Origin of the sequence: Streptomyces sp. TRM68367 (genome assembly GCF_014495685.1) — a bacterium.
Taxonomy (GTDB): domain Bacteria; phylum Actinomycetota; class Actinomycetes; order Streptomycetales; family Streptomycetaceae; genus Streptomyces.
The window spans coordinates 1-26,532 of sequence record NZ_JACTVI010000043.1; the positions used below are offsets into that span (position 1 = coordinate 1).

Sequence of the window (26,532 nt, forward strand, 5' to 3'; positions counted from 1 at the left end):
CTCCATCTCCTCAGGTGTCACGCCCGAAAGAAGATCACACCCTACCCACGCACGAACAACCGGGGTACCTAACAAAGCCCTACTAGTGCCCCGGCAGGCAACGTTCGCCCCGTCGCAGCGCCCGGCACGCCCTCTCGCCGCACCGGCCGAAAGCCCAAGTACGTCCAGTCCGAGGACTTCCGGCCGGCACGCCGAGAGCACGCACCGGACGCCGCTCCTTGACGGGCAAACGTTGCCTGCCGGGGCAGAACAACTAGCGATCCTGCGGATACCGGCGCAGCAGATACGTGTCCATGATCCAGCCCTTGCGGTCGCGGGCCTCGGCACGCAGCCGCTCGATGCGGGGAGCGGCCTCGGCGATCGGGCCGGAGACGAGGATCTCGTCCGGCGTGCCTATGTAGGCGCCCCAGTAGATGTCGACGTCCTGGTCGGCGTACTGCCGGAAGGCCTGGTGGGCGTCGAGCATCACGACGACATCGTCCACGCCCTCCGGAAGGCCCTCGGCGAGCCGCCGCCCCGTGGTGATCTGCACCGGCCGGGCGACCCGGTTCAGCCCCGTCCGATGCCGCGCGACGAGCGCGGAGACACTGCTGATGCCCGGCACGACGTCGTACTCGAAGGCCACGATGCCGCGCTCCAGCACCTCCTGCAGAATTCCCAGCGTGCTGTCGTACAGCGACGGATCCCCCCACACCAGGAACGCACCGCTCTCGTCCTCGCCGAGCTCCTCCACGATCAGCCGCTCGTAGATGTCGGCCCGGGCGCTGCGCCAGTCGCCCACGGCGGGGGAGTACGCCGCCCCACCGGCGCTCCGGTCCCGCTCCGGGTCGCGCGCTTCGACGACACGGTAGGCACCCTCCGGTATGTGCGCGTCGAGCATGTCCCGACGGAGCCGGGTGAGGTCCGCCTTCACCTCGCCCTTTTCGAGGACGAAGAACACGTCCGTGCTCCGCAGCGCCCTGACCGCCTGCAGGGTCAGCTGCTCGGGGTCGCCCGCACCGATACCGATGACATGAATCTTTCGCACGCCCCGAGTCTGCCCCACGCCACTGACAACGCCCGCACCGCGTCCCACGCCGCGAAACTTGTGGGACCACCGTGGTGAAACTCGTGGGACCTACATGCCTTGCAACCGCGGCGCCCGCGCCGCCGCGTCCACGACCTCGTCACCCCGCTCCACGACCCCCGCGAGCTCCCGCGCCCACGCGACGACCCCCGCGAGATCCATCCCGTACGGCCGCCACCGCCCCGGGCCCGACGCCCACGCCTCGACCGCCCCGGCCCCGCGCCGCAGCAACCGCGCGCCACCGGTGACATTCCCGCGGGCGGAGTGGGTGAGGCCGACAGCGAGCTGGGCGAGGCCACGCCACAGCTCCCGTTCCTCCTCGGGTCCCGACTTCCAGGCGTCCTCGAACACCTCGTGCGCGTGGAACGGCTTGCCCTCGTCCAGCAGCGCCTGAGCCTCGGCGACCGTCTCCCGCGGGGTGCGCGCCACGCCCTCGGGCTGCCGGGGCACGCCCTCTTCGCCGTACGGCAGGGGCCGCCCGAGCCCGTCCCGCGGCCGGGCACTGCGCGCCCGCCCCTCGCTGTCACGGTCCCGCGCGTCCGCCGCCCTGCCTGAGGATGAAGTGGCCATACGCCGATTGTCCCTCGCCGGTGCGCCCTTCTTGTCTCCCGCCGTGCCCCCTTCGGCGCGGCCCGGCCCGTGCGGTAAAGTGCTGTCCGCGCGATCACGGCTCACCGCCGTGCGACGCACCGGGACGTGGCGCAGCTTGGTAGCGCACTTGACTGGGGGTCAAGGGGTCGCAGGTTCAAATCCTGTCGTCCCGACCAGCTTTGGTGCAGGTCGGAGGCCGTTCTCTCGTTTGTGGGAGGGCGGCTTTTCCCGTTCCTGAGGGCTGGTGGTCGCACTGGGGTCGCAGGCCGGGTGCGGGGCTGGTTCGCTGTGGTGCAGAAGCTGGGCGGGGTGGGGGAGTGGAGCCGGTTGAGGGTCCGGCGGAGTCGTTGGAAGCTGCCCGGCAGCGGTGACGGTCAGAGGTCCAGGACTTCGGCAGGTGGAGCTCCCGGTCGACCAGGGCCCGGCCCGAGCTGGTGGCGAAGGCGGCGAGCACTCCGCTCTGGCAGTTGTCGATCTTTCCCGTAGACGCCGGTGTACCGCATCAACAGGCCCTGGAAGGCTGATGAAGATCTTGTTCTTGGCGCCCGACTCACCCCGGATCGCCGGTAAATGTCATTGGCCATGAACTGGTGCGAGCCGGGCACTGTTTCAAGATCTTCAGGAGACTCCTAGCCCTGCGAGTCCGGCTTCCAGTCCTGGACGAGGAGCCCGAGCAGCACCTCGTCCAGGAACTCGCCCATCACCCAGGCCGAGGAGCGCAGCACGCCCTCGCGGACGAAGCCGTTGCGCTCGGCGGAGCGCAGCATCGCGGCGTTGTCCGTCAGCGTCTCGATCTGCAGCCGCTGCAGGCCGCGCACGACGAAACCGTAGTGGCACAGCACCGCGACCACGTCGGTGCCGTAGCCCTGGCCGCGTGAGGACGGCAGCAGCCCCAGCCCGATGTGCGCGGACCGGTTGTGATTGTCGATGCCCCACAGCGTCGCGGTGCCGATCAGCGTGCCGCCCTCCAGCTCCACCACGGAGAACGGGACGTGCCCCTGCTCCTTGTCGTCCACCACGAGGCGCGGGTCCTTCGAGCCGGGCGTGATCGGCCGCCACGGCCCGCCTTCGGCCCGCGAGGCGTTGACCACGTCGTCGTAGAGCTCGGCCCGCAGGATCGGGATGTCGTCCTCGTGCCGGGCCCTGAGCCCAACCTTGTTGCCCCTAAGCATGCAAGCTTCCTATCCGACCGGGCTGGTCGGCGGCAAACCAATAAAGCGTGTTGCAGAAGGCCGTGATCAGGCAGCCTGAACTGGGCACTTGGCGGGTCTTGTCATGCGGTGAGGGCGAGGTGTGCATGCGGGCGACGGCCTCCGCCACGCCGTCCAGGCTGGGCAACCAACGCCCTCTGCAACACATCGGCGCCGCCGCGCCCGGTGCGGAGGTCGCCCTCGACGTGGCGTGGCTCCTGTTCGGGCGCAGTGTGTGCGGAATCTTGGGGGCGGCAGTGTCACCGGCGTGTTCATCCCACCTGCGCACTCCCGACGCCCGGCACGACGATGTTTGCGCCGAACGTCCGGTGTCACCCCATGAGAATGTGCCGTGCGTCGTCAACGGCGGCCCGGCCGACTTCATCGAGTGCGGCGGCCCTGCGGATCGATCGGCGTCCCGGCCTCACACCGCGTGTACGGGCCGGCGTGGCTCGCTGTGGCTCACGGCATCGGCCTGCCGCGGGCCGACGTCGACCGGCCGCTGACGGCGCCGCAGTGACTCGTGGACGGCGGCAGTCGGCAACACGGTCGTCGTGATCGAGCGGGGCCGGTCAGTTGTATAACCAGATCATGATCTATCACGTCGTCACGCTCGGTGACTGGACCGCTCAGCCCGACTAGCCGTACGCGCCTGCTTCCCTCGCCGAGGACGATTTCGTCCACTGCTCTCCCGACGAGCCGACCACCCTGGCCGTCGTCAACGCCTTCTACCGGGACGCGCCAAGGCCCTTGCTGGCGCTGCTCCTCGACGAGAGCCGGCTCACCGCGAAGTGCGTCTTCGAGGCCCCGGACCCCGCCCCGCCGCCCGGTACCCCCGAGGGCGTCCTGTTCCCCCACGTGTTCGGCCCCCTCAACCGCGACGCCGTCGAGCGCGTCCTGGAGATCCAGTGGGACACGGACGGCCGGGCGACAGGGCTGCGGGACGTGAGGTGAACAGCGTCGGATGACCGGGTCGTGGGTGGCGATGCCCTGGTGGGGCGGAGGCGATGCCTGTCTCGTGGCGCTGGGCGGCGTTGACCGCGCCGAGGGTGATCGGGACGAAGCCCACGTCCAGGCGGGGCCGAGGGCGGTGACGGACATCGCGGGCATGGGGTGGCTGGTGTACGACTCGACGCGGCGTGCGTGGTTGGCGCGGCCCCGTCGCGCGTCGTACGTGACGGCCGTCCTTCTCCAGCCAGGCTCCTCGCGTATGGCCCGGCCGGTGGGGAGGCCGGCACACCCCCTTGCCGACGCTCGTCACCCGGCGTCCTCGCGCAGCACGCTGTTGATCTCGCCCAGCGCATGCGTCAGCCGCGCATAGTCCTCGGCGCCCAGTGGGTCGACGAAGTGCCGCTGGACCACGCGGGCGTGGACGTCGGCGGCCCGGAGGAACACCGCACGCCCCTGCTGGGTCGGTTCGACCAGGACGCTTCTGCGGTCCTCGGGCGACGGCACCCGGCGGACCAGACCGGCCTGTTCCATGCGGTCGATCAGGCGGGTCGTGCCGCTGCTGGTGAGGGTGAGGTCGTCGGCCAGCCGGCGCTGCGAGACCTCTTCGCCGGGCTGCCGGCAGAGCCGGATGAGCACCTCCAGCATGGTGTGACTGATCCCGCACTCCCGCCGCACCGCGCTGTCGATCCGCTGTTCCAGCCGGGTGGCGGCCTTCACCAGCAGGCCGAAATCACGCACGAGCCCGCTGTTGGCGGCGCGGGCGGCAGCCACGGCCTCCGCATCCCGCCCGATCGCATCCTCCACCTGTCCGAACCCTCTCGCCCGTCCGCGTCGTCGGCCCTGCCGAGTCCGTCCCCCGGTGAGTTTACTGTCCTGACACCTACTGATGTCTCAACTACTGAGCAAGCAATTGCTGAGTAGTCAACTAAATCCTATGGTAGGTGCAGACGCCTCCGCGAACGAGAGGAAGGGATCAGTGGACCTGCAGCACTGGCTCGGCCGAGCCACCCACGCGATTCAGGACTGGGCCGACACCTACGGCCCCTACCAGCCGCACCCGTCCCTCCAGATCGACGACGACCGTTTCGCCGTCGCCTTCGAGGAGCTCACCGGGAGGCTGAAGGACAACTACCCCTTCTTCCACCCGCACTACGCGGGCCAGATGCTCAAGCCCCCGCACCCCGCCGCCGTGGTCGGCTACCTCACCGCGATGCTGATCAACCCCAACAACCACGCCCTGGACGGCGGCCCCACCACCGCCGCGATGGAACGCGAGGCCGTCGCCCAGCTCGCCGCGATGTTCGGCTACGACACCCACCTCGGCCACCTCACCACCAGCGGCACGATCGCCAACCTCGAAGCCCTCTTCGTCGCCCGCGAACTCCACCCCGGCCGGGGCATCGCCTACAGCGAGGACGCCCACTACACCCACGGCCGCATGTGCCACGTCCTGGGCATGACCGGCCACCCCGTCCGCACCGACAGCCGGGGCCGCATGGACCTCGACGCGCTGGAGGACGTCCTGCGCACCGGCGAGGTGGGCACCGTCGTCCTCACCACCGGCACCACCGGCCTGGGCGCCGTCGACCCCGTCCACCAGGCGCTGGCCCTCAAGGAGCGCTACGGCGTCCGCCTCCACGTCGACGCCGCGTACGGCGGCTTCTTCATCCTGCTGGCCGGCGCCGACGGCCCCGAAGGACTCCCGTCCGAGCCCTGGCGGGCCATCGCCCGGTGCGACTCGATCGTCGTCGACCCGCACAAGCACGGACTCCAGCCCTACGGCTGCGGCGCGGTCCTCTTCCGCGACCCCGAGGTCGGCCGCCACTACCTCCACGACTCGCCCTACACCTACTTCACCTCGAGCGAGCTCCACCTCGGCGAGATCAGCCTGGAGTGCTCACGAGCCGGGGCGTCGGCCGCCGCCCTGTGGCTCACCTTCCAGCTCCTGCCGCCCACGCGCGAGGGGCTCGGACAGGTGCTGGCCGCGGGCCGGCGGGCGGCACTCGGGTGGGCGGAACTGATCGCCGTATCACAGCACTTGGAGCTCTACCAGGAGCCCGAGCTGGACATCGTCAGCTACTTCCCCGCAGTCGAACCGGCCACCCTGGCAGCCGTCGACTCCGCGTCCGCGCGCATCCTCGCCGACGGCATGACCGGCCCCGATCCGGTGTTCCTGAGCACCCTCAAGGCCGGCCGCGAGGCATTCACCGCACGCCATCCGGGGATCACCGCGGACGCCGACGGCGCCCGCATCCTCCGCAGCGTCCTCATGAAGCCGGAATCCGAGCACCACGTCGAGTACCTGCACACCAGGGTCGAAGAGCTCACCCGCGGTCGATGATCGTCCCGGAATCCGTGGTAGAAGTGGACATGACAAACTCGCTCCACACAGACTGGCGCCGTTCCCCGCGCCCCGCCCGGACGGCGTCCCGATGACCGCCGGCATCGACACCCCGGACCGCCGCGGCCGCACCGGACTCGACCGGACCGGCCGGGACATGACCGGCAATCCCCGGGTCAGGGTGCGGGACGTGAAGCTCCTGTCCAGCCACTGGTACGTCGAGCGCGCGACCACCTTCGACTTCCGGCACGCCGACGGCACCTGGTCCACCCAGGAGCGCGAGACGCACGACCGCGGCAACGGCGCCACGATGCTGCTGTACGACGCCGGACGCGAAACCGTGCTGCTCACCCGCCAGTTCCGGTTCCCGGTGTACGTCAACGCCCACCCCGACGGCATGCTGATCGAGACACCCGGCGGGCTCCTCGACGACGAGGACGAGCACCCGGAGATCGCCGTGCGGCGCGAGGTCGTGGAGGAGACCGGGCACACCATCGGGGAGATCGAGCACGTCTTCGACGTGTACATGAGCCCCGGCTCGGTCACCGAACGCGTCAGCTTCTACGCCGCCGCCTACGGCCCGTCCACCCGCACGCACGAGGGCGGCGGCCTGGGCGAGGAGGGTGAGGACATCGAGATCCTCGAACTCCCCTTCCGCAGGGCCCTGGAGATGATCCGCACCGGCGAGATCAACGACGCGAAGACCATCATGCTGCTCCAATGGGCGGCACTGGAAAGCCCGTTCGCGAAATGAGCCCGAAACGAGTGTGAAGTGCCCGCGGGACCACTTGACTTGGAGGGCGCTCCAGGCTGAAGACTCCCGTTCGAGCCGGACCCGCCGGCCGAACGGGAGGAAGTACCGTGAAGTACCGCACCATCGGCACCGACCCGGCCACCCGCCGCGAGGTGAGCGTGCTCGCGCTCGGCGCGATGCTCTTCGGCTCGCGGACGGACGAGCAGACCTCCTTCGCCGTCCTCGACCGCTATGTCGAGGCGGGCGGCACCTTCATCGACACGTCTGACAACTACGCCTTCTGGGAGGACGGCGGCCAGGGCGGCCAGAGCGAGAACCTGCTCGGCCGCTGGCGCCGCAGCCGCGGCATCGGCGACGAGATCGTCCTCGCCACCAAGCTCGGCGCCCGCCCCCTGGCCCCCGGCACCAGCTACGTCGACAACCCCGAGGGCCTGTCGGCGAAGGTGATCCGCGAGTCCGCCGAACGCAGCCGGGAACGCCTCGGCGTGGACAAGCTCGACCTGCTGTACGCCCACATCGACGACCCGACCGTGCCCCAGCAGGAGACCGTCGAGGGCTTCGCGGCCCTCGTCGCGGAGGGCACGGTCGGCCTGCTCGGCGTGAGCAACCAGGCCACCTGGCGCGTGGAGCGCGCCCGCGCCCTGGCCGGCACTGCCGGGCTGCCCGGCTACGAGGTGCTCCAGTACGAGCACACGTATCTGCGCCCCCGCACCGACCTGCCCAGCGACCTGTTCCCCGACGGCAGCCTCGGCGCGGCCGGCCCCGACCTGCTCGGCTACCTGCGGGCCGAGCCCGGCCTGACCCTGGTCGCCTACTCACCCCTGCTCAAGGGCGCCTACGTACGACCGGACCGGCTGCCCACCGACTACGACCACCCCGGCACCCCCGCCCGCCTCGCCGCGCTGCGGGACGTGGCCCGTGAGACCGGCGCGACCGTCAACCAGGTGGTGCTGGCCTGGCTGATCGGCGGCGAACTGCCGGTCATCCCGCTCGTCGGCGTCTCGTCGGTGGTGCAATTGGAGGAGAACCTTTCCGCCGTCGACCTCGAACTGACACCGGAACAGCGGGCCCGGCTGGACGCGGCGCACTGAACCCGCCGCGCGCCCGGCCGACGGCCCGCGACCCCGGGGAGAGAAGGGGCCCATGCCCGCACACCCAGCCGCCCGGTCCATCCGCACCACCCCCGAGGGGCTCCTGTGGGAGCCCAGCGAGCGCTGGGTGCGCGGCCGCAAGGGCGACATCACCGTCGTCGACAGCCGCCACCCGGTCCTCGTCTGGGAGCCGGCCTTCCCGGTACCGATGTACGCCTTCCCGCGTGAGGAGGTCCGCACGGATCTCCTCCGCCCGGCGCACCACCCGGCCATGGGCACCCACACCGGCTCCCGGATCTTCTACGACCTCCACGCCGACGGCGAGGTGCGGGAGAACGCGGCCTGGACGTTCCCCGCCGACGACCTGGCCGGACACATCGCCTTCGAGTGGTTCCGGCGCACCGACACCGGCCTCGACCGCTGGTTCGAGGAGGAGGAAGAGATCTTCGTCCACCCCCGTGACCCGCACAAGCGGGTCGACGCGCTGCCCAGCAGCCGCCACGTGCAGGTCGAGATCGACGGCACGGTCGTAGCCGACACCCACCGCCCGGTCCTGCTCTTCGAGACCGCCCTGCCGACCCGCTACTACATCCCGCGCGAGGACGTCCGCCTCGACCTGTTCGAGCCCGCCGACCACAGCACCGGCTGCCCGTACAAGGGCACGGCCCGCTACTGGTCCTGGCGGGGAAACCCCGACGTACCGCCCCACATCCTCTGGAGCTACCCGGCCCCCCTGCCACCCGCGGCCGCCGTCAAGGACCTCCTCGCCTTCTACAACGAGGCGGTCGACATCACCGTGGACGGCGAACCCCTGGAACGCCCGGTGACGCATTTCAGCGAGGCGCTGTCCCGCCGACCTCCGTCCTCGTGAACCGGTCGAGCAGCGCGTCCAGCCCGGCCGCCAGCCCCTCCGGCCCGCCCCGGTCGGCGAGCGTGGCGGCGGTCTCCCGGAGCGTGGGCAGTTCCTGCGCCGACAGCCGGTGCAGCCCGAGGCGGAAGGCGGGATCGGGCTCGTCCGGGTTGTCCACCATGGGCCGCAGCTCCACGGACACATAGCCGAGCAGCCAGGCGGTGTAGGCCCGGAAGACAGCACCACTGCGCACGTCGTCGAACCCGGCCTCCCGAAGCAGCGCGAGCACCCGCTCGTGATCCCGCAACACGGCGGTCGGCCGCCGGGCCAGCGGGACTGCCAGCATGCGGGTGGCGAGCAGCGGCACCGCCCGGGGGTGCGCGAGGCACACGTCGTAGGTCGCCCGCGCCATGCGGTGCAGCCCGGCCCGCCACGCCGGTACCCCCGGCTCGGGACCGGGCTCCGCGGCGAGCCGGGCCTCCAGCTCGAGGTACAGGGCCTCGACGAGGCCGTCGAGGAGGGCGTCCTTGCTCGCGGCGTACCGGTAGAGCGCCATCGCCTCCACACCGAGCTCGGTGCCGAGCCGGCGCATGCTCAGCGCCGACAGACCCTCCCGGTCCACCAGCTCGAGGGCACTGGCCAGCACTCGCTCCCGGCTCAGCCGTCCGTAACGGCCGCGGTCGCTGGCGCGCCGCGCCGGTGCGGCATCCTCGGCCGGGTCCTTCGCCATGCCTCGTCTCCAGACGCTCGGTGCGTGCGGTGTTCCGTTCCTGTTGACTCTAGGCGGTCCGCAGCGCAATCTGTACGTATACGACGTAAATATACGCGATAAGGATGTCTCGAAGAGACAGCGGACGGCGTCATCGTTCCCGACGGAACGTTCCCCACGGAAGCCAGCACAGGGGGAGCACCCCCATGACAGTTCACAGGTTGCGGTCCGGGCGGCAACCGGGCGGGCGCGGTCGGCCCCCCGCCCCCGACGGCGAGTCGCGTGTCGACGCCCCGGCGCCCGGCTCTGCGGGCGGTGGCGTGCCCTTCGCCCTCACCCGGATCAGCCCGGAGGCCCGCAGGGCGGCGCAGCGGGTGCTCGCTTCCGGGTGGGTGACCACCGGCCCGGAGACGGAACGCTTCGAGCACGAGTTCGCGGATTATGTCTCGGCCGCCCACGCGGTCGCGGTGAGTTCCTGCACGGCGGCCCTGGAACTGGCGCTGCGGGCCCTGCGGCTGCCGGCCGGCGGTACCGTCCTGGTCCCGGCCGTGACCTTCTGCGGCGCGGCCCATGCCGTGCTGCACGCAGGGCTGCGACCCGTGCTCGTCGACGTGGACCCGCGCACCGGGATGCCGACGCCGGCCACGGTGGCCCGCGCGGCCCGGGCGTGCGGCTGCCCGCACGCGATGATGGTCCTGCACTACGCCGGGTCGCCGGCCCCGGTCGCCGAGCTGGCCGAAGCCGCGCACCTGCCCCTGACGCACGTGATCGAGGACGCCGCGCACGCCGTGGGCACGACGGTGGGCGACCGGCCCGTGGGCAGCCTGTCGCGGGCCACCTGCTTCAGCTTCTACGCCACCAAGAACCTGCCCATCGGCGAGGGCGGCATGGTCACCACCGACGACGCCGAACTCGCCGGGCTGGTCCGCCGCGGTCGGCTGCACGGTATGTCCGCCGGCGCCTGGCGGCGCAATCTGCCCGGCGGCAGCTGGCGGTACACCGTCGAGGAGGCCGGTCTCAAGGCCAACATGACCGACGTACAGGCCGCCATCGGGCGGGCTCAGCTCCGGCACCTCGACGACTGGCAGCGGCGTCGGCACACCCTGGCCGCGCGCTACGAGGCGGCGCTTCGGACCGTGCCCGGACTCGACCGACTGGAGCCCGCCACCGCGGGGGTGCACGCCCGTCACCTCTGCGTGGTGCGGGTGCTCCGGGAGTACGGAACCGACCGTGACGAACTGATCGAACGCCTGGCGGCGCGCGGTATCGGCACCTCGGTCCACTTCATCCCGCTGCACCACATGCCGTACTTTCAGCGGGCCGCGCTCATCCCGCCGGGTGGCCTGCCGGGTGCTGACACGCTGTTCCCGCAGCTGCTGTCCCTGCCTTTGCACCCGCACCTCACCGAGCGGGTCGTCGACCGCGTCTGCGGGGAGCTGGCCCGGCTCGGTCCACGGCGTCCCACCCCGCGGACGCGACGGGCGACCGGGCCGCGTACACGTGCCATCGGCAGCGGCGAGGCCGGGCAGGAGCTCGCCCGTGATCCGTCCCGCACCCCGCAGCTCGGGCTCGACTATGCCGGCTTCCTGGACGACGAAGACGACGATCCGGCCAGGCGCCGGGCCGGCGTCATCGGGCCGGCGTCAGGCGTCATAGGGGGCCCGCCCGCAATCGGCCGGCTCGACGGCACCGGGGCGGACGTGCCCGCGCACCGGATCGAGGCGGTGGTCGTCGCCGTCCCCGGCCCCGGTGCGGATCGCTTCCGGCGGATGGCGCGCGCCGCGGAGGCCGCGGGGGCAGGCGTGCGGTACCGACCGTCGCTCATCGCCGCGCTCCGCCGCCACATGCGGGCCGGCGACATGCGTTCCATGGACGTGGACGCGCTGTACCGGCTCCTGCTGGAGCTCCACGGCGACGCCCTGCACGCCGACGACGGGGTGATCTCGGACATCCGGGACCGCCCCGGCATCGACCTGCCGCGGCCGGCCGCGCTCATCGTGCAGAACACCCCGCCCGGCACCGCGCTCGGCATGACCGTCGAGGAGGCCGTCGGCCTGCTCCCGGAGGTGGGGAGCATGGCCGAGGTCGGCGAGGTCTTCGTCCTGCACAGGAGCGGCCCCGTGCGGATCACGGACCTCCTCCGAGCGGACGCACGCACCGTGCACCTGCCCGGCGTGGAACGCAACGACACCGGCGATGTCCGCCGCGTCCTCGCCGGACTCCTCGCGGGGTGCCCCACGTTCCCACTGGCTCGCCACAGGCGTGCCGGGGCGGCCGATCCACACCTGGACGACTTCTGATGTCCACGAACCACGAGTGGCCGCGCTGGGCGCCGAAAAAGAACGTCCGGCCGCGTCACCGTCTGCGCAACCGCCTGCTGGTCGGTCTCGTGGTCGTCCTGCTCGCCGTGCTCGGGCTGGGGGGCGGCGGCCTGTGGTGGGCCACCGATCACTACGGCGACCAGGTCACCCGCATACCCCACGCCTTCCCGGACGGCCCGCGGCCCGAGCCCAGTGAGGGAACCACCTTCCTGCTGGCGGGTGTCGACAGCCGCTCCCGGAAGCCGACCACCGGAGACGACGCCGCGGCCCCTCTGTGGAAGGTAGGCGCCCAGCGCAGCGACACACTGATGCTGGTGCACCTCGGCCCCGGCGAGGACGCGGCGTACACCGTGTCGATCCCGCGGGACAGCTGGGTGCCCATCCCGGGACACGGACACGCGAAGATCAACGCCGCGTTCTCCTGGGGTGGCCCTGCTCTCCTCGTCCAGACGGTAGAACGGCTCACCGATGTGCGGGTCGATCATTTCGCCGTCGTCGACTGGCACGGCTTCATGGCGCTCACCGACGCGGTCGGCGGCGTACCGATCACCGTGCGTGAGAGCTCCTACGACTCGGAGCAGCACAAGCACTTCACTGCGGGCACCCACACGATGAACGGCGAGGAGGCGCTCGCCTACGTCCGGCAGCGCCACGGTCTGCCCGGCGGCGAGCTGGACCGGATCAAGCGGCAGCAGCAGTTCCTGCGGAGCCTGGTCGGCGAGATCGGCGCAGACGTGCGCATCACCGACCCGCTGGGGGTCTCCCGGATGCTCGACGCCCTCACCGCCGCCGTGAGCGTGGACGACCACCTGTCCAACGCCGACCTGCGCAACCTCGTCCTCGCCCTGCGTCACCTGAACGCCGCGGACGCCTCCTTCAGGACCGCGCCGATCGTCCGGTCGGACATGATCGACGGCCAGTACGCCCTGATCGTCGACCGAAGCGGGCTGCGGACGCTCTGCCAGCGCATGGTGGCAGGACATTCCGCCGGCACCGGGAAGTGAGGCAGGACGTGCGCCCCAGCCACCACGTGCCGCGACTTCCCGGCCCGGCCGCCACGCCGCACCGCGCAGGGCATGGTGATCCCGCTGCCCCGCACGGCACCTCGTCCGCCGCTCCGGCACGGCGTCTCTTCTCGGGCATGGGCTTCAGCGCGCTGGCGCAGGTGGCTCCCCTGCTCACCAACCTGGCGCTGACGCCCTTCCTGATCCGCCAACTGGGGCTCGACCGATTCGGCGTGTGGTCACTGATCCTGGTCTTCCTGGCCACCCTCGCCGTGCTGGACGGCGGTGTCGGAGCCTCCCTGGCGCGCTTCTACGCCTACCACGGCGCCCGGGGCGACCGCGACGGCACCGGCCGGCTGGTCGTCGGGTCGCTGACGCTCTTCTTCGGGCTGGGCGCGCTCGTCACCGGGCTCAGCGTGCTGCTCGCTCCCGTCGTAGTGGCCGCGCTCGACGTACCGCCGCATCTCTCGCAGGAAGCCGAGCAACTGCTGCTGGCCCTCGGTCCTCTGCTCACCCTGGCCCTGGCCGCCCACTCCGCCATCGCGCTGCTGCAGGCGAACGCCCGCTTCGGCTCTCTCGCGGTCGTCAGCGGGGGATCGTGTCTGCTCTACGCGGTGGCCGTGGTCACGGTGATCGACAGCGGGCCGGACCTCCCGCTGCTCGCCCTGCTCACCACGGGCCGGTACCTGCTCGTCACGGTCGGCGGTCTTTCGGCCGGGGCGCGCCACGTCCGCATCCGCCGCCCCCTGCTGCCCCTGCCGGCCGAGCGCCGCGAGTTCGTCGGCTACGCGTCCCGTATGCAGTTGTCGGGGTTCACCGTCTTCCTCAACGGAGAGGTCGACGCCCTGGTGATCGCCGCGCTGCTCCCGGTGCGCTACGTGGGCATCTTCGCCGCCGGCTACCAGGCCGCGATCGCTCTGCGCAGCCTGCCGCTGTACGCCTTCCCACCGATCCTGACCAGGATGACCCAGGTCTACGCAGCGCATGAACTCCCAGGCGCGGTCCGGGAGTTCCACGCGCTGCAGCTCCGCTGGCTGCCGGCGGTGCTGACCTACGGGGCGGTGACGGCGGCGGCGGCGGGCCTGGCGGTCCAGGTGTGGCTGGGCCCCGAGCTGGCGCTCAGCGGAGCGGTGGCCGCCGTCCTGCTGGCCGGATACGCCGTACAGGTGGCCTTCACCGGGATGCGCACCTGCTTCGTCCGGGCCATCGGGCGCCCGGGGCTCGAGACCCGCTACTCCTGGTGCTCGACAGCGGTGAACCTCGCGCTCACCGTGCCGCTGACCATCGCCTTCGGAGTCGTCGGCGTCGTCCTGGCCACCTCGGTCGGGATCATCGCGGGCTCCCTGTACTTCGTCGTCCTGTGCCGGCGACTGGCCGACCTGCGCGAACAGCACCTGCCGAAGCGATGGGTGCCGGCGACCGCGCTGGCCGTGACCACGGCCGTCCTCGGCGACGTCCTGGTGCTGCAGCTGGGGTGGCACGGTGCACTGCCGCTGCTGCTGGCCGGCCTCCCCGTGCTGGCAGGCCTCGCCCTCGCATGGCCGTTCATCGGCCGCGAACTCATCCAGGGCCCCCGCATCCGGGCGGAGTCCACGCCCGCGAAGGAAGGAGACATCATGACCGGACGGACCTCGCCAGGGCGTGGCGACGGGCGGTCTCGACGCGTCCTGATCGTGGCTCAGCTCGACGGGTACGCCAACAGCGTCAAACCCCTGGCCATCGAGCGGTTCCTGCGGGAACACGGCTACGACGTGGACCTGGTGGACACCAACTGCCTGGCGCGCGCGTCGACCGCTCGTGGCTCCCTCGGGCGGATGCTCCCGGGATCCGCGCGCCCCGGCAAGCTCGCCCTGTACGCGAACGACGTCGCCTCCAAGGTGCTCACCAGACGGTGGGGCTTCGGACGGCGCCACCTCTCGTACTACGTGCTGCTGACGGACCACCGGCTGCGCCGCCGCATCCTCAGGAGCGAACTGGCTCCGGACGACTTCGATCTCGTCATCTGCGAAACACCCTACGACGCGGGCGTGCTGACGAACCCCACGTCCGCCGCCACCCTCTACGACTGCCCCAACCCCTGGGCCGACGAGGTACTCAACGAGGGCCGGCTCACCGCGCGCCAGCACAGGAAGCTCCGGGACTGGGAAAGGGACTTCCTCGAGGGCATGGAGTACCTGTCGTTCAGCTGGGAGACCTACGGCCGGTACGCGCAGGCGAACTACGGCATCAGCGGCGACAACTTCGTCCAGCTCAACTGGGGCTGCACACCGTCCGCCGAGCGGGCGGGGTTCGACCGTCCGCCCCGCGTGGCCTACCTCGGTTCGCTCAGCGGGCAGTTCATCAACCTCCCGCTGCTGTCCCGGCTGAGCCGGCTCTATCCGTACATCGATGTGTACGGCGGGCCGCCGCCGGATCCGTCCCTGGGACTCAACTACCGCGGCTACGCCTCTGCCGAGGTTCTGCGCGAGTACCAGTTCGGGCTGATCACCTGCACTCAAGACGCGCTCCGCGAAGAAGGCTTCTCTGCCAAGCACCTGCACTACCTCGCGTACGGGCTGCCCGTCCTCGTTCCGGCCTGGCGGCGCCACCTCGATCTGCTGCGCGGATCGGTGCCCTACACCGAGGAGGACTTCACCGCCCGCATCGACGACCTGAGCGACGAGGCACGGTGGCAGTCGGCCAGCGACGAGGCGTACGAGCAGGCCCGGAGGCTGGACTGGAACCGGACGCTGGAGCCGCTGCGGCGGCTGCTGGACGGTTCGCCGGCGCATCCCGGGGCGGAAGCTCTGCCGGACCAGCGATACGCGCCCTCCGGCGGGACAGGTCGTGCGCCATGACCCTGCTCGTCGATGTCGTGATCGTCAACTGGAACGCCGGAGTCCACCTCCACAACTGCCTGCGCTCCATCGCCCGGGCCGACCAGTCGCTCCTGCGGGTCGGCGAGGTGGTGGTCGTCGACAACGCCTCGAGCGACGGCTCCGCCCACGACCTTCAGGTACCCGGGCTGCCCCTGCGGGTGGTGCGCAACCCCGACAACCGTGGCTTCGCGGCGGCCTGCAACCAGGGCGCCGCGCGGTGCCGTTCCGACTTCGTGCTCTTCCTGAACCCGGACACCGAGCTGTACCCGGACACCTTGCGGATCACGGGCGAGTTTCTCCGCACACCGGGCGCGCAGCGCTTCGGGATCGTCGGAGCGCGCATGGTGGATGAGCACGGGCGCCCGCGGATCTCCGTCTCACGCTTTCCCAGTCCCCGCACGTACGTCGGAGGGATGACGGGGCTCGACCGGGTGGCGCCCGCCCTCTTCCCCCCGCACCACCTGCGGCCGCAGGACCTGCCCCGCTCCGGCCCGGTCGACCAGGTCATCGGCGCGTTCTTCCTGGTGCGCCGACCCCTGTTCAACGAACTGAACGGCTTCGACGAGGGCTACTTCCTGTACCTGGAGGAGGTCGACTTCGCCCTGCGGGCTCGCCGACTGGGCTGGCCCTCGTACCACCTCGCGGACGCACGGGTCTATCACGCCGAGGCGATCAGTTCGGCCCAACTGGGGCCGTGGCGGCACTATCTGCTGCTGTGCAGCCGCACCCGTTACATGCTGCGGCACTGGTCGCGGCCCCAGGCGTGGTCGCTGGCCGGCCTGTCCCTGTCCGTGGAACCGGTCGCGCGGCTGGTGGGAGCGGCGTTGCGCGGACAACCTCTGAACGTGCGGGCCACACTCGCCGTCCAGTGGGCGTTCCTGCGGTGGCTGCGGCACGGCCGCCCGACGGGGCCGCCCCCGCACTCGTCCATACCGGCACGGCAGATTGCCGAGCCGCGACCCGTCCATCCGGCACCTACGAGGAGGAGGTCGGCATGAGGGCGCTCATCACTGGCGGTGCGGGTTTCATCGGCTCGCACCTGGTCGAACACCTGCTGGCCCTGGGCCACGAGGTCGTCGTACTCGACGACTTCAGCACCGGCTCGATGGCGAATCTCACGCGGACCTCCGATGCCGTGACCATGGTGCGCGGTTCGATCCTCGACGAGGCCGACGTGACGGAGGCGACGGACGGCTGTGACACCGTCTTTCACCTGGCCGCCGCGGTCGGCGTGCACACCATCGTGAACCGGCCGCTGGAGTCGCTGCGCAAGAACCTGCTGGGCACCGAGACTGTTCTCGACGTGGCCCGGCGCCAGGGGACTCGGCTGCTGCTCGCCTCCTCGTCCGAGGTGTACGGCAAGAACACCAAGGACCGTCTCGACGAGGACGACGACCGCGTCCTCGGCTCGCCGCTCAAGAGCCGCTGGTCGTACGCCGCCGTCAAGGGCCTCGACGAACTGATGGCGTACTGCTACTGGCGCGAGCACGGCTTGCGTGCCGTGATCGTGCGACCGTTCAACGTTGTCGGTCCCCGGCAGTCCGCTCGCTACGGCATGGTCGTGCCGACCCTGGTCGGGCAGGCGCTGGCCGGCCGTCCGCTCACCGTCCACGGCGACGGCACCCAACGCAGGTGCTTCTGCGCGGTCGGTGACATCGTCCCGGCTCTGGTCGCGCTGGTGACGGACCCACGCGCGTACGGTCGTGTGTTCAACCTCGGTGGCACCGAAGAGGTGTCGATGCGGGAGCTGGCCGACCGGGTCCTGCGGGTCACCGGGTCGCACAGCCCCGTCGTTCACGTCCCCTACGAGCGGGCTTATGAGCCGGGGTTCGAGGACATGGCGCGCCGGATGCCGGACACGGCCAGGGCCCGGCAACTGATCGGATACCGGCCGCGGACGGGCCTCGACGAGATGATCGCGGCCGTGGCGGCCGACCAGCGCGGACGTGCCCGGGAAACCGTGGGCACCAGGACCGAGGAGTCCCGATGAGAGACCTCGCCGTGATCGGGCTCGGCTACGCCGGGCTGCCGCTGGCCCGCGAGGCGGCGGCGGCCGGACTGTGCGTGGCAGGGTACGACGTCAATCCTCGTGTGGTGGAAGGCCTCAACGCGGGTCGGTCGCATGTCGACGACGTGTCCGACCACGACGTACGGGCCATGTTCGACGCCGGTTTCACCGCCACCCTTGATACGGCCGCGCTGGGCACCGCACACGCAGTGGTGATCTGCGTGCCGACGCCGCTGCACGCCGATGGCAGTCCGGACCTCACGCCCGTCCGTCGGGCCACGCAGACGCTCGCCCCGTACGTCGGCCGCGGCACACTGGTGGTGCTGGAGTCGACGACCTACCCGGGCACCACGGACGACGTGGTGCGCCCGGTGCTGGAGCGGGGCACGGGGTTGACCGCCGGGACCGACTTCCATCTGGCGTTCGCGCCGGAGCGTATCGACCCGGGCAACAAGGGTTTCGGGTTGCGCAACACACCGAAGGTCGTGGGTGGGCTCATGCCGTGCTGTGCCCAGGCCGCCGCCGCGCTCTACGGCAAGGTCTGCGACACGGTGGTGATGGCCAAGGGCACGCGCGAGGCGGAGATGGCCAAGCTGCTGGAGAACACCTATCGGAATGTCAATATCGCGCTGGTCAACGAGCTCGCGATGGTTGCCCACGAACTGGACGTCGACCTGTGGGACGCGATCGCGTGCGCTGCCACGAAGCCGTTCGGCTTCCAGCCCTTCCACCCGGGGCCGGGCGTCGGGGGGCACTGCATCCCCGTCGACCCGAACTACCTCATTCACCAGGCGCATGCGGCGGGCAGCGCTGTTCGCCTGGTCGAACTCGCACAGGAGATCAACCGCGGTATGCCCGAGTACGTCGTGCGGCGCGCGGCAGAAGTGCTCGGTGCGGGCAGATCGCTGAGAGGCGTCTGCGTCCTCCTGGTCGGGGTGACGTACAAGGAGAATGTCTCCGACCTGCGGGAGACCCCGGCGCGACCGATCGTGCGGCGGCTGCGGGCCGAGTCGGCGAACGTGACCTATCACGACCCGTATGTCGCCGGGTTCACCGTGGACGACGAGCCGGTGGACCGGGCGGCGGACGTCGTACGGGCCGCCGCCGCGGCGGATCTCACCATCCTGCTCCAGCCGCACGCGGCCTATGACCTGGACGCCATCGTGGCCGCCGCGCCGCTTCTGCTGGACGCGAGGGGCTGCACCCACAGCACCCACAGCGGCGCCGAACTGCTGTAGCCGCCGAACAGTACAGTCGGCGTGAGCCGCACACCTAGCGGGCGTGCGCCCGGCGCCGGACATGCCGCGCGGCATCGAGCAGAACGGGTGGTGTCACGCGCTCAACGGTCCTGCGCGTGCGCCCCTGGCGTTCGCCCGGCCGCTGCTGGTACAGGGTGCTGTGCTCGGAGCTGCGCTCCTCCGCCGGGCGGCCGTTGGTGTAGTAGTAGAGGGCGAGCGACCGACGGGTCCGGCCCGGCGGGCAGGCCAGCGGCTCGGGGTGGCCGTGGTAGGCGAAGTCCGTGGTGGCGAAGACGACGAAGCGGTTGAAGACGGGAAGGACTTCCGCAACCGCGTGGGTCATCTGCCGGTCCCACAGCTCCAGAGCACCCCCGTACGACTCCTGCCAGTCCCTGTTCAGGTAGACGATGGCGTTCAGCCTGCGGTCGAGGCGCAGTTTCTGATGCCAGTTGAAGTCCGCGTGCACTTTGAGGAATCCGCCCCGCTCGATCTGGTGCAGGCCCCCGCCCTCGAAGTACGGGTCAGGTACGAGACCGTCGATTCCGGTCAGCCGCTCGAGAAAGCCGAGGAACACCGCCGAGTTGAACTGCGCCAGCAGATGGCGGGTGAACTCCCCGAACAGGGCGTCTCCTTCACTGGCCAGCTTCTTCGAGGTGGACCGGTCGAACTTCTTCCAGGGCCCGTCACCGGGCTGAGGGAACTCCGACACGACCTGGTCCAGGACCCACTCGGGCAGGAGGCCGTCGAAGACGACATGGGGGAACGGCTCGGCGCTGCGGAAGCGATCGCGAGAGGTGTCGGCGAGTTGCGACAGGCGGTCGTCCGAGAAGTAGTACGGCTCAAACATCGCTCATCATCCTTGGTTTCGAGTGGTGGTGTTGTCGTACGGATGTCCCGGCCCGCGCCCGCGCCTGGACCGGCAGGAGTGTTGCCGCGACGAGCGCGAAGGTCATCGAATTGCTGATGCCGAAGGACCAGGGGCGCTCCAGCACGGAGGCGAGGAGCACGGGGAGCAGGACGCAGGCCGCGACCGGAAAACCGCGGGTCCCGCCGCGGAAGAGCAGATACGCCAGCAGAACGGCGAACAGGAGCAGTCCGACGATTCCGCCCGCGTACAGGGTGTCGATCCATTGGTTGTGCAACGAGGGCGAGACGGCTGCGGGTATCTCGCCACTCTGGTACTTGGCGGACCAGGCCTTGCTGCCGTAACCGAGGAGCGGAGAGCGGGTCCACTCCTCCTTGGCCAGGTCCCAGATGGCGGCACGCAGTCCGAGATCGCCGAAGTGCGCGGGGCGGAGCGGCACGGCGAGGCCGACCGCTGTCACCCCGGCGACGACCGTCCCGCCCAGCAGAAGGCGGCCGGGGGTAACGCCCGCGTTCGGTGCCGGGTCCGGCTGGTCGGGAAGCCTCGGCCGCAGCAACGCCAGCAGGGCCACCGCCGCGATGGCGGTCACGCTCGCCAGGACGCTGCCGGTGGCGATCGCCACGAAGGCGAGGTAGCACACCAGCGGGACGCGCACCCAGCCGCGCAGGCCCAGCCAGACGAAGGGGATGCTCGCCACCACCAGCAGGCTGAAGATGTTCTCGTTGGTGAAGACGCCCGCGTAGAGGATCCCCAGTTCGCCGCACGGATTGTCGCCGCGGCAGGAGCGTACGACAGTGGCGGGCTCGACGAACGACTCGATGCCGCCCAGCACGGTGTACACCATGACCACGGCGGCACCGCCGAGCAACGCGGAGCGTCCGGGGCGTGCGACGGCTGCCGCCAGCAGGGCCGCCAGCAAGGTGAGTTGTCGCGGCGTCCACAGGGGCTGTCCGTGCAGGGCGTCGGACGCGGCGAGGGCCAGGACGATCACGGTCGCGATCAGGGGCGCCACATTGATACGGGCGCGGGCGACCAGCAGCCGGCCGACGACGAACAGCACGCAGACCAGGAGAATCAGACCGTTGGCGAGGGAGCCGATCCGGTTCACCCAGCTCGGGAACCCGATCACGGTGTCGCCGAGGGGATCCAGGTGCTCCGCCCGGCCGGTGACGATCGTGTACACGGTGGCGGGCAGGTTGGCCAGGACGCCGATCAGCAGGACCAGGGTCGAGGTGAGGTCCCAGTCGCCGAACACGCGGGCCCTGCGAAGGGCGATCGCCCAGGGGATCAGGGACAGGAGTGTCAGGATCCCGATGATCAGTACCGTGGTGGACTGCTGTTGCGTCATCGGCGGCCTCCCGGGTGACTACCGGCTGCGGCCGGCCGGGGTGCGGATGCCGTCGGGAAGCGCCTTCGCCCGGTCCTCGGGTGCCGGAGCACCGTGCCGCTGTGCCGCTTGGCGGCGCCGGTGCGGGCGGGTGTGCCTGTCGGGCGGCGCGGCGGTGACGACGGCGCCGAGGACGCGCGCACCGATCGAGGCCAGGCCCTCGAGCGCACGGCGTACCTGGTCGAACCGGCTCTTGCCGACCCGGACCACGAGCACCACCGCCTCCGCCTCGGCGGCGAGGATCGCCGCGTCGGCGAACGGAAGCAGGGGTGGGCTGTCCAGCACGACGAAATCCGCGTCCGCCTCGAGCGTGCGCAGCAACTGCCTCAGGTGGCGTGACGACAGCAGTGCGGCCGGGTCGGGCGGAGGAGCGCCGCTCGGCAGCACCCGCAGATGTCCGGCCTCCCAGGTCTGGAGGGCGTCGGCGAGTCCCACCTCACCGGTGACGACGTCAGTCAGGCCGGGGGCGTCGTGCAGGCCGAGCGTCTCGGCCAGACGCGGACGACGCAGGTCCGCCTCGACGAGTACGACGCGTCGGCCCGTGCGGGCGACGTTGACCGCCAGGTCGACGGCGGTGTCGGTCCGGGCCTCACCGCTCACGGCGCTGGTGACGAGCAGTGAGTTCGGTGTGCCGTCGCGTGGCAGGCGCAGGCGGATCCGCAACTGGCTGAGCGCTTCGTCACGCTGGGTGCCTCGGCCCCGGTCGGCTGTGCCCGCCCTGCGCCGTGCGGGCTTGGGGAGGACGCCCAGCGTCGCGACCTCCAGACGCCTGCGGAGGTCGCCTGCCGAACGGACCCTGGTGTCGAGCGAGTTGCGCAGGACGGCGCCCGTGATGCCGACGACGATGCCGGCGAGCAGACCGATCGCCCCGTTCAGCACCGGGCGCGGACTTGTGGGTGTCGTCGGCGGTTCGGGATTGCCGACCACGCTGGCCTTGACCAGTTGCGGCGCGTCGTCCGAGCCCTTCTCGATGCTGTCGATGTACCTCGTGAACTGGGTGGCGGTCTCGTCGGCGATCGCCTGTGCACGCGTGGCGGACGGGTCCTCCACCCCGATGTCGACCAGGGTGGTGTCGAGCGGCGCCTGCGCACTGATCTTGTTCGCGAGGTGCTCGGGTGTCGTGCGCAGATCGAGTTCGTCGATGACGCCGCGGAGCACCACGGGACTCGTCGTGATCTTCGTATAGGACTTGACGCGCTGCTGGGTGAACAGGCCGCCCGCATACGCGTCGGCGCTGTTCTTGTCGTTGGTGGCGATGAAGAGCTGCGCCTTCGCCGTATAGGTGCGCGGCGTCAGGGCGGTCACGGCTGCCGCTGTGAACAGTCCCACCAGGACGCACACCACGACGAACCGCCAACGCCGGCGCAGGACATCGACGTATTCACGGAGATCCACGGGAGCTCCTCTGCGGCTTGGGGCGGGACCGCTTGACCTTGCCCGCCCATAGAGGCATATGCTGGTTTACGTCGTAAATGTACGTTATCAGCTTATGTTGCAAGGTGGGAAGTCATGGACAATCGCCTTGGGCACTGCGCGATCACCCCCTACGGGCGGGGAGCCGGCAGCTCGCGGGTCCGTGTCTTCGAGTGGCTGGACCGCGTCGACACAGACTTCACCGTCAGCAGCTACGCGTCGTTCGCCGATGCCGCCCCGTCCCGGCTGGCCCGGCACCCGGTGGCCGTGGCGCTGGCGGAACGGCGGCTGTACCACCTGGCGGCCGCGCGCCCGCGTCGTCTGCTGCTGCACCGGGAGGCGTCCCCGCTCAGCCGCGGCTGGTGGGAACGCAGGCTGCTCACCTCCGCGGACTTCGGCGTGTACGACTTCGACGACGCCCTGCAGTGGGACTGGGGTGCCGGTGGGGCGGTGCGCAGGCTCGCCCCGAAGGCCGGCAAGGCGCGAACCGCGGTCCGGTACGCCGACCGCGTCATCGCGGGCAACGACGTCCTCGGGAACTGGGCCGCGGGGCGCCACCGCGACGTCGTGGTGATCCCCAGTTGCGTCGCGCCGGAGGACTACGCGCCGAAAACCGCTTATGCGTTGCACGACCCGCCACGCCTCGGCTGGATCGGCTCACGGCACAACGAGGCCTGCCTGCTGCGGGTGGCCGGGGCGCTAGAGGAGATCCACCGGGGCAGCGGCGCCCGCCTGACGCTCATCGGCACCACGACGCGTTCGCTGGGCCGCATCGAGGCCTTCATCGACCGGTTCGACTGGAGCCCGCACCGCGAGCGCACCATGCTCGCGGACATCGACATCGGTCTCATGCCCCTGCCGTCGACCCCTTACAGCATGGGCAAGTGCGGTTACAAGCTGCTCCAGTGCGGGGCCGCGGGGCTGCCCGCCGTGGCCACGCCGATCGGGGTGAACGCCGAGATCCTCGATCGGCTCGGGATGCCGGCCGCCCGCGACGAACGCGAGTGGACCGAGGTGATCCAGAGCCTGCTGAGGGCGTCGGATGCCGCCAGGGAGCGGCTGGGGAGGCAAGCGCGGGCCGTCGTCCGCCGCCACTACTCGTACGACGCCTGGCTTCCCCGGTGGGCCGCGGCACTGGAACTCGAGGGTGTGCCGTCATGACCGCCGCCTCCCGCGAGCCCCTGCCTGCCGGCGTCCGTGGCCGAGCGGCCGTTCCGCCGATGACTCCCGTGCCTCTCCCGTGGACGCTCCGGGCCCTGGACGTCGTCGTCGCGGTGACACTGCTCGTCCTCCTGTCACCCCTGATGCTGTTCCTTGCCGTCCTGATCCGCGCGACAAGCGGCAGCCCCGTGCTCTTCCGGCAGCAGCGGACAGGAGAAGGGGCACGGGAGTTCACCCTCTACAAGTTCCGTACCATGCGGCACGGTATGACCGGCCCCGGGCTCACCAGCGGCTGCGACCCCCGTGTGACCGGCACGGGCCGACTGCTCAGGCGCTTCCACCTGGACGAGCTGCCGCAACTGGCCAACGTGCTGCGCGGTGACATGACGCTGGTGGGTCCCCGCCCGGAACCGGCCCACGTGGCTCGCCGTTTCCCGCCCGAACACCGATGGATGTTCCGTCACCGTCCCGGGCTCACCGGACCGTGCCAGCTGCTTTCGCGCGAGCACGCTGCGCTGCTCAACGACAAGCCGGATCCCGAGGAGTACTACCTCGCGGTCATGGTTCCGCTGCGCGCCGAGCTGAACGCGGAGCTATTTTCCCACGCCTCCTTGACCACCGTGCTGCGTTACATCGCTCGGACGCTGTGGTACGTGCTGTCCGCCATGTGGGACAGGAGTGGTTCCGGTACACGCTCCGACCGGCCCGGCGATGCCGGCACACGGTGCACCGAGGAAGGTTGATTCCCCATGCGAGCGGTCGTGACCGGGGCAGCCGGATTCATCGGCTCCCATCTGTGCGAGCACTTGTTGTCCCGCGGCGACGAGGTGATCGGCGTCGACGCCATGACGGACTTCTACACCCCCGCGCGCAAGCGGGAGAACCTCGGCCCGCTGCTGGACCGGGACGGATTCGCCTTCCGGCGGGCCGATCTGCTCCAGGTTCCCCTGGAGCCGGTCTTCGCCGAGGCCGACGCCGTCTACCACCTCGCGGGCCAGCCCGGCGTCCGCGGATCCTGGGGCCCGGAGTTCGCCGTCTACGTGGAACGCAACGTCCTGGCGACCCAGCGCGTGCTGGAGGCGGCCCGCGCCACCGGCCTGCGCCGCCTCGTCTACGCCTCCAGTTCGTCGGTGTACGGAGACGCCGAGGCGTACCCGACCCGGGAGACCGTGCGCCCCAGCCCCGTCTCCCCGTACGGCGTGACGAAGCTCGCCGCGGAGCACCTGTGCGAGGCCTATCGTGCCGCCTTCGGTGTCCCCGTCGCCTCGCTGCGGCTGTTCAGCGTCTACGGGCCGGGGCAGCGTCCCGACATGGCGTTCTCACGGCTGGTCACGACAGCGATCAGTGAGCGTCCGTTCCTGCTCTACGGGGACGGGGAGCAGAGCCGCGACTTCACCTACGTCACCGACGTGGTGACCGCCATGCGCGCGGTGGCGCTCTCCTCGTGGAGCGGTGTCGCCAATGTGGGGGGCGGCTGCGAGGTGACGATGAACGAGGCCATCGCCCTGCTCCGCCTGCTCGGCGCCCCGGTGCGCGTGGTCCGCGTGCCGCGTCAGCCGGGCGACGCCCGCCGTACCGCAGCCGACATCACCCGCGCACGTGAGGCGTTCGGCTACCGGCCGGCAACGGGCCTGCGGGACGGACTCGCGGCGATGGTGACGGCCGCACGCACCGGCCGCCCGGTGCCGGCCGTCTGACCACCGGGACGACCGTGCGACCAGCAGGTTCGTCAGACATCCCTGTTCGGCTAGGCAAAGTGCGGATCGTCATTGGTGATGGGGGTGGTCACTCCGACGAACGTGTTGCCGGTCGACGTACCCAGAGCGCCCTTGTAGTTGTATATGGCCCACTGCATGCCGTCGAATGTGTTGTCGTACACATTCGCGCCTATGTAGTGGTTGATGCCGACGCCGAACCTGTCCGCATTCCCGATGTTGTGGATGTTGTTCCGGTAGACGTTCAGGTTCTTCGCGGCGTTGAACGGACCGCCGCTGATGCCGATGATCACGACACCGTTCGTGAATCTGGTTCCACTGATGTCGTTGTCGTGGATAAGGATGTTGTCGGCTGCCGCGTTCTGGAAGCCGCTGTATACAATGCCCGGCAACGTACCTGTGCCGGTCGTGGAACCGCCGACGATCGTGTTGTGGTGAACGAATACGTCGGACAACATCTCGCTGGACGAGTTGGGCTCGAGGTCGATGGGGCCGGGCATTCCGGAACGCGAACACTTGACAAAGGTGTTGTTATGCACCTCGATGCGCGTACCGGTGATGATGGAAACACCGTTCCGATTGAAGTGATCAGACGTGAACGTGTTGTTCGGCCCGATCGTGCAATTCTTGGCGGAACTCCCGATGTTCACATAGACGCCGTCACCGATGATGTTGTTGAACTGGCAGTTCTTGACAACCACGTTGCTGAAGTTTCCGTGGATCCTCACGCAGTGGCGGTATTGGGACCAGGTGGCTCCCTGGTTCGCCGCACGTCCGTCGAATGTGAGGTTGTCGATCGTGACGCCCGAGCCACTCACCTTCAGGATCTCGTCGCTCTGCCTGGTCGACGCGGTGGAGTTGTCGGGGAAGCGCAGGACCGAACCATTGCCTTCGACGTAGCAGTTGGCCGGAATCGACAGCGAGGTGACCGTGTACGTCCGCCCTGCCGGGAAGACGAGACGCTTGCCGGCGGCGGCGTCGGCCGCCAACTGAGGTGTGGCGTAGTCCGCCACGAGGAC

Annotated in this window: 22 protein-coding genes, 1 tRNA gene and 2 pseudogenes; 15 read left to right on the top strand and 10 right to left on the bottom strand. The window is 70.4% G+C overall.

What is annotated here, in order from left to right:
* Positions 1-253: 253 nt before the first annotated feature.
* Together cobF and H8R17_RS25130 are read right to left on the bottom strand one after the other, a co-directional pair.
* The gene (gene cobF / locus H8R17_RS25125; protein ID WP_187825475.1) at positions 254-1,027 is read right to left on the bottom strand and encodes a precorrin-6A synthase (deacetylating); all 774 of its coding nucleotides are present in this window, start codon (positions 1,025-1,027) and stop codon (positions 254-256) included.
* A gap of 90 nt (positions 1,028-1,117) precedes the next feature.
* Positions 1,118-1,636, bottom strand: coding sequence for a DUF309 domain-containing protein (locus H8R17_RS25130; protein WP_187825476.1), 519 nt, complete (start codon positions 1,634-1,636; stop codon positions 1,118-1,120).
* 120 nt (positions 1,637-1,756) lie between these two features.
* Between H8R17_RS25130 and H8R17_RS25135 the strand changes: the two genes are divergently transcribed.
* Positions 1,757-1,833: transfer RNA gene (locus H8R17_RS25135), tRNA-Pro, on the top strand.
* 176 nt (positions 1,834-2,009) lie between these two features.
* On the opposite strand, the pseudogene H8R17_RS25140 reads toward H8R17_RS25135, so the two are convergent.
* Both H8R17_RS25140 and H8R17_RS25145 read right to left on the bottom strand, forming a co-directional pair.
* Positions 2,010-2,132 (bottom strand): annotated as a pseudogene (locus H8R17_RS25140) (IS701 family transposase); the annotation flags it as partial.
* 154 nt (positions 2,133-2,286) lie between these two features.
* Positions 2,287-2,829 carry a GNAT family N-acetyltransferase gene (locus tag H8R17_RS25145; protein WP_187825477.1) on the bottom strand — a complete coding sequence of 181 codons (543 nt, stop codon included), beginning with the start codon at positions 2,827-2,829 and terminating at the stop codon, positions 2,287-2,289.
* 609 nt (positions 2,830-3,438) lie between these two features.
* Between H8R17_RS25145 and H8R17_RS25150 the strand changes: the two are divergent.
* Positions 3,439-3,801, top strand: a pseudogene (locus tag H8R17_RS25150) (DUF952 domain-containing protein).
* Between the two features lie 303 nt (positions 3,802-4,104).
* Here the strand turns inward: H8R17_RS25150 and H8R17_RS25155 are convergent.
* The gene (locus H8R17_RS25155; RefSeq protein ID WP_316959530.1) at positions 4,105-4,602 is read right to left on the bottom strand and encodes a MarR family transcriptional regulator; all 498 of its coding nucleotides are present in this window, start codon (positions 4,600-4,602) and stop codon (positions 4,105-4,107) included.
* A 172-nt stretch (positions 4,603-4,774) separates the two neighbouring features.
* On the opposite strand from H8R17_RS25155, the gene H8R17_RS25160 reads away from it, so the two are divergent.
* From H8R17_RS25160 to H8R17_RS25175, 4 genes are all read left to right on the top strand, one after another.
* Positions 4,775-6,139 carry an aminotransferase class I/II-fold pyridoxal phosphate-dependent enzyme gene (locus H8R17_RS25160; RefSeq protein ID WP_187825478.1) on the top strand — a complete coding sequence of 455 codons (1,365 nt, stop codon included), beginning with the start codon at positions 4,775-4,777 and terminating at the stop codon, positions 6,137-6,139.
* Between the two features lie 91 nt (positions 6,140-6,230).
* Positions 6,231-6,893 carry an NUDIX domain-containing protein gene (locus tag H8R17_RS25165; protein ID WP_187825479.1) on the top strand — a complete coding sequence of 221 codons (663 nt, stop codon included), beginning with the start codon at positions 6,231-6,233 and terminating at the stop codon, positions 6,891-6,893.
* A gap of 107 nt (positions 6,894-7,000) precedes the next feature.
* Entirely contained in the window at positions 7,001-7,984 is a 984-nt protein-coding gene (locus H8R17_RS25170) for an aldo/keto reductase (protein ID WP_187825480.1), read from the top strand.
* 52 nt (positions 7,985-8,036) lie between these two features.
* Positions 8,037-8,855, top strand: a complete 819-nt coding sequence (locus H8R17_RS25175) for a DUF427 domain-containing protein (protein WP_187825481.1) — start codon at positions 8,037-8,039, stop codon at positions 8,853-8,855.
* On the opposite strand, the gene H8R17_RS25180 is transcribed toward H8R17_RS25175, so the two are convergent.
* The gene (locus H8R17_RS25180; RefSeq protein ID WP_187825482.1) at positions 8,818-9,564 is read right to left on the bottom strand and encodes a TetR/AcrR family transcriptional regulator; all 747 of its coding nucleotides are present in this window, start codon (positions 9,562-9,564) and stop codon (positions 8,818-8,820) included. The genes H8R17_RS25175 and H8R17_RS25180 overlap by 38 nt on opposite strands.
* Before the next feature lie 185 nt (positions 9,565-9,749).
* Between H8R17_RS25180 and H8R17_RS25185 the strand changes: the two genes are divergently transcribed.
* The 6 genes from H8R17_RS25185 to H8R17_RS25210 all read left to right on the top strand — a co-directional run bounded on the left by H8R17_RS25185 (position 9,750) and on the right by H8R17_RS25210 (position 18,972).
* Entirely contained in the window at positions 9,750-11,843 is a 2,094-nt protein-coding gene (locus H8R17_RS25185) for a DegT/DnrJ/EryC1/StrS family aminotransferase (protein WP_187825483.1), read from the top strand.
* Entirely contained in the window at positions 11,843-12,868 is a 1,026-nt protein-coding gene (locus H8R17_RS25190) for an LCP family protein (protein ID WP_187825484.1), read from the top strand. The genes H8R17_RS25185 and H8R17_RS25190 overlap by 1 nt, the downstream gene beginning before the upstream one ends.
* A gap of 137 nt (positions 12,869-13,005) precedes the next feature.
* The gene (locus tag H8R17_RS25195) at positions 13,006-15,705 is read left to right on the top strand and encodes a polysaccharide biosynthesis C-terminal domain-containing protein (protein ID WP_187825485.1); all 2,700 of its coding nucleotides are present in this window, start codon (positions 13,006-13,008) and stop codon (positions 15,703-15,705) included.
* Entirely contained in the window at positions 15,702-16,724 is a 1,023-nt protein-coding gene (locus tag H8R17_RS25200) for a glycosyltransferase family 2 protein (RefSeq protein WP_187825486.1), read from the top strand. Before H8R17_RS25195 ends, H8R17_RS25200 begins: the two co-directional genes overlap by 4 nt.
* Positions 16,721-17,716: an NAD(P)-dependent oxidoreductase gene (locus H8R17_RS25205; RefSeq protein WP_187825487.1), complete on the top strand. Its 996-nt coding sequence runs from the start codon at positions 16,721-16,723 to the stop codon at positions 17,714-17,716. The genes H8R17_RS25200 and H8R17_RS25205 overlap by 4 nt, the downstream gene beginning before the upstream one ends.
* On the top strand, positions 17,713-18,972 hold the full coding sequence (locus tag H8R17_RS25210) for a nucleotide sugar dehydrogenase (RefSeq protein ID WP_187825488.1): 1,260 nt from the start codon (positions 17,713-17,715) through the stop codon (positions 18,970-18,972). Before H8R17_RS25205 ends, H8R17_RS25210 begins: the two co-directional genes overlap by 4 nt.
* A gap of 34 nt (positions 18,973-19,006) precedes the next feature.
* On the opposite strand, the gene H8R17_RS25215 is transcribed toward H8R17_RS25210, so the two are convergent.
* From H8R17_RS25215 to H8R17_RS48805, 3 genes are read right to left on the bottom strand one after another with little or no spacing between them, the layout of a single operon-like run.
* Positions 19,007-19,819, bottom strand: a complete 813-nt coding sequence (locus H8R17_RS25215) for a 2OG-Fe(II) oxygenase (protein WP_187825489.1) — start codon at positions 19,817-19,819, stop codon at positions 19,007-19,009.
* Positions 19,812-21,185 carry an O-antigen ligase gene (locus H8R17_RS25220; RefSeq protein ID WP_187825490.1) on the bottom strand — a complete coding sequence of 458 codons (1,374 nt, stop codon included), beginning with the start codon at positions 21,183-21,185 and terminating at the stop codon, positions 19,812-19,814. Before H8R17_RS25220 ends, H8R17_RS25215 begins: the two co-directional genes overlap by 8 nt.
* Before the next feature lie 18 nt (positions 21,186-21,203).
* On the bottom strand, positions 21,204-22,619 hold the full coding sequence (locus H8R17_RS48805; RefSeq protein ID WP_187825491.1) for a polysaccharide biosynthesis tyrosine autokinase: 1,416 nt from the start codon (positions 22,617-22,619) through the stop codon (positions 21,204-21,206).
* A 114-nt stretch (positions 22,620-22,733) separates the two neighbouring features.
* Between H8R17_RS48805 and H8R17_RS25230 the strand changes: the two genes are divergently transcribed.
* The 3 genes from H8R17_RS25230 to H8R17_RS25240 all read left to right on the top strand — a co-directional run bounded on the left by H8R17_RS25230 (position 22,734) and on the right by H8R17_RS25240 (position 25,495).
* Complete coding sequence (locus H8R17_RS25230; RefSeq protein ID WP_187825492.1) at positions 22,734-23,798, top strand: glycosyltransferase family 4 protein; 1,065 nt, start codon at positions 22,734-22,736, stop codon at positions 23,796-23,798.
* A 68-nt stretch (positions 23,799-23,866) separates the two neighbouring features.
* Positions 23,867-24,541, top strand: coding sequence for a sugar transferase (locus tag H8R17_RS25235; RefSeq protein WP_316959531.1), 675 nt, complete (start codon positions 23,867-23,869; stop codon positions 24,539-24,541).
* A gap of 6 nt (positions 24,542-24,547) precedes the next feature.
* On the top strand, positions 24,548-25,495 hold the full coding sequence (locus H8R17_RS25240; RefSeq protein WP_187825494.1) for an NAD-dependent epimerase/dehydratase family protein: 948 nt from the start codon (positions 24,548-24,550) through the stop codon (positions 25,493-25,495).
* 50 nt (positions 25,496-25,545) lie between these two features.
* Here the strand turns inward: H8R17_RS25240 and H8R17_RS25245 are convergent, their stop codons facing one another.
* A complete protein-coding gene (locus tag H8R17_RS25245) occupies positions 25,546-26,526 on the bottom strand; it encodes a hypothetical protein (RefSeq protein ID WP_187825495.1) in 981 nt (326 codons plus the stop codon).
* Positions 26,527-26,532 lie beyond the last annotated feature (6 nt).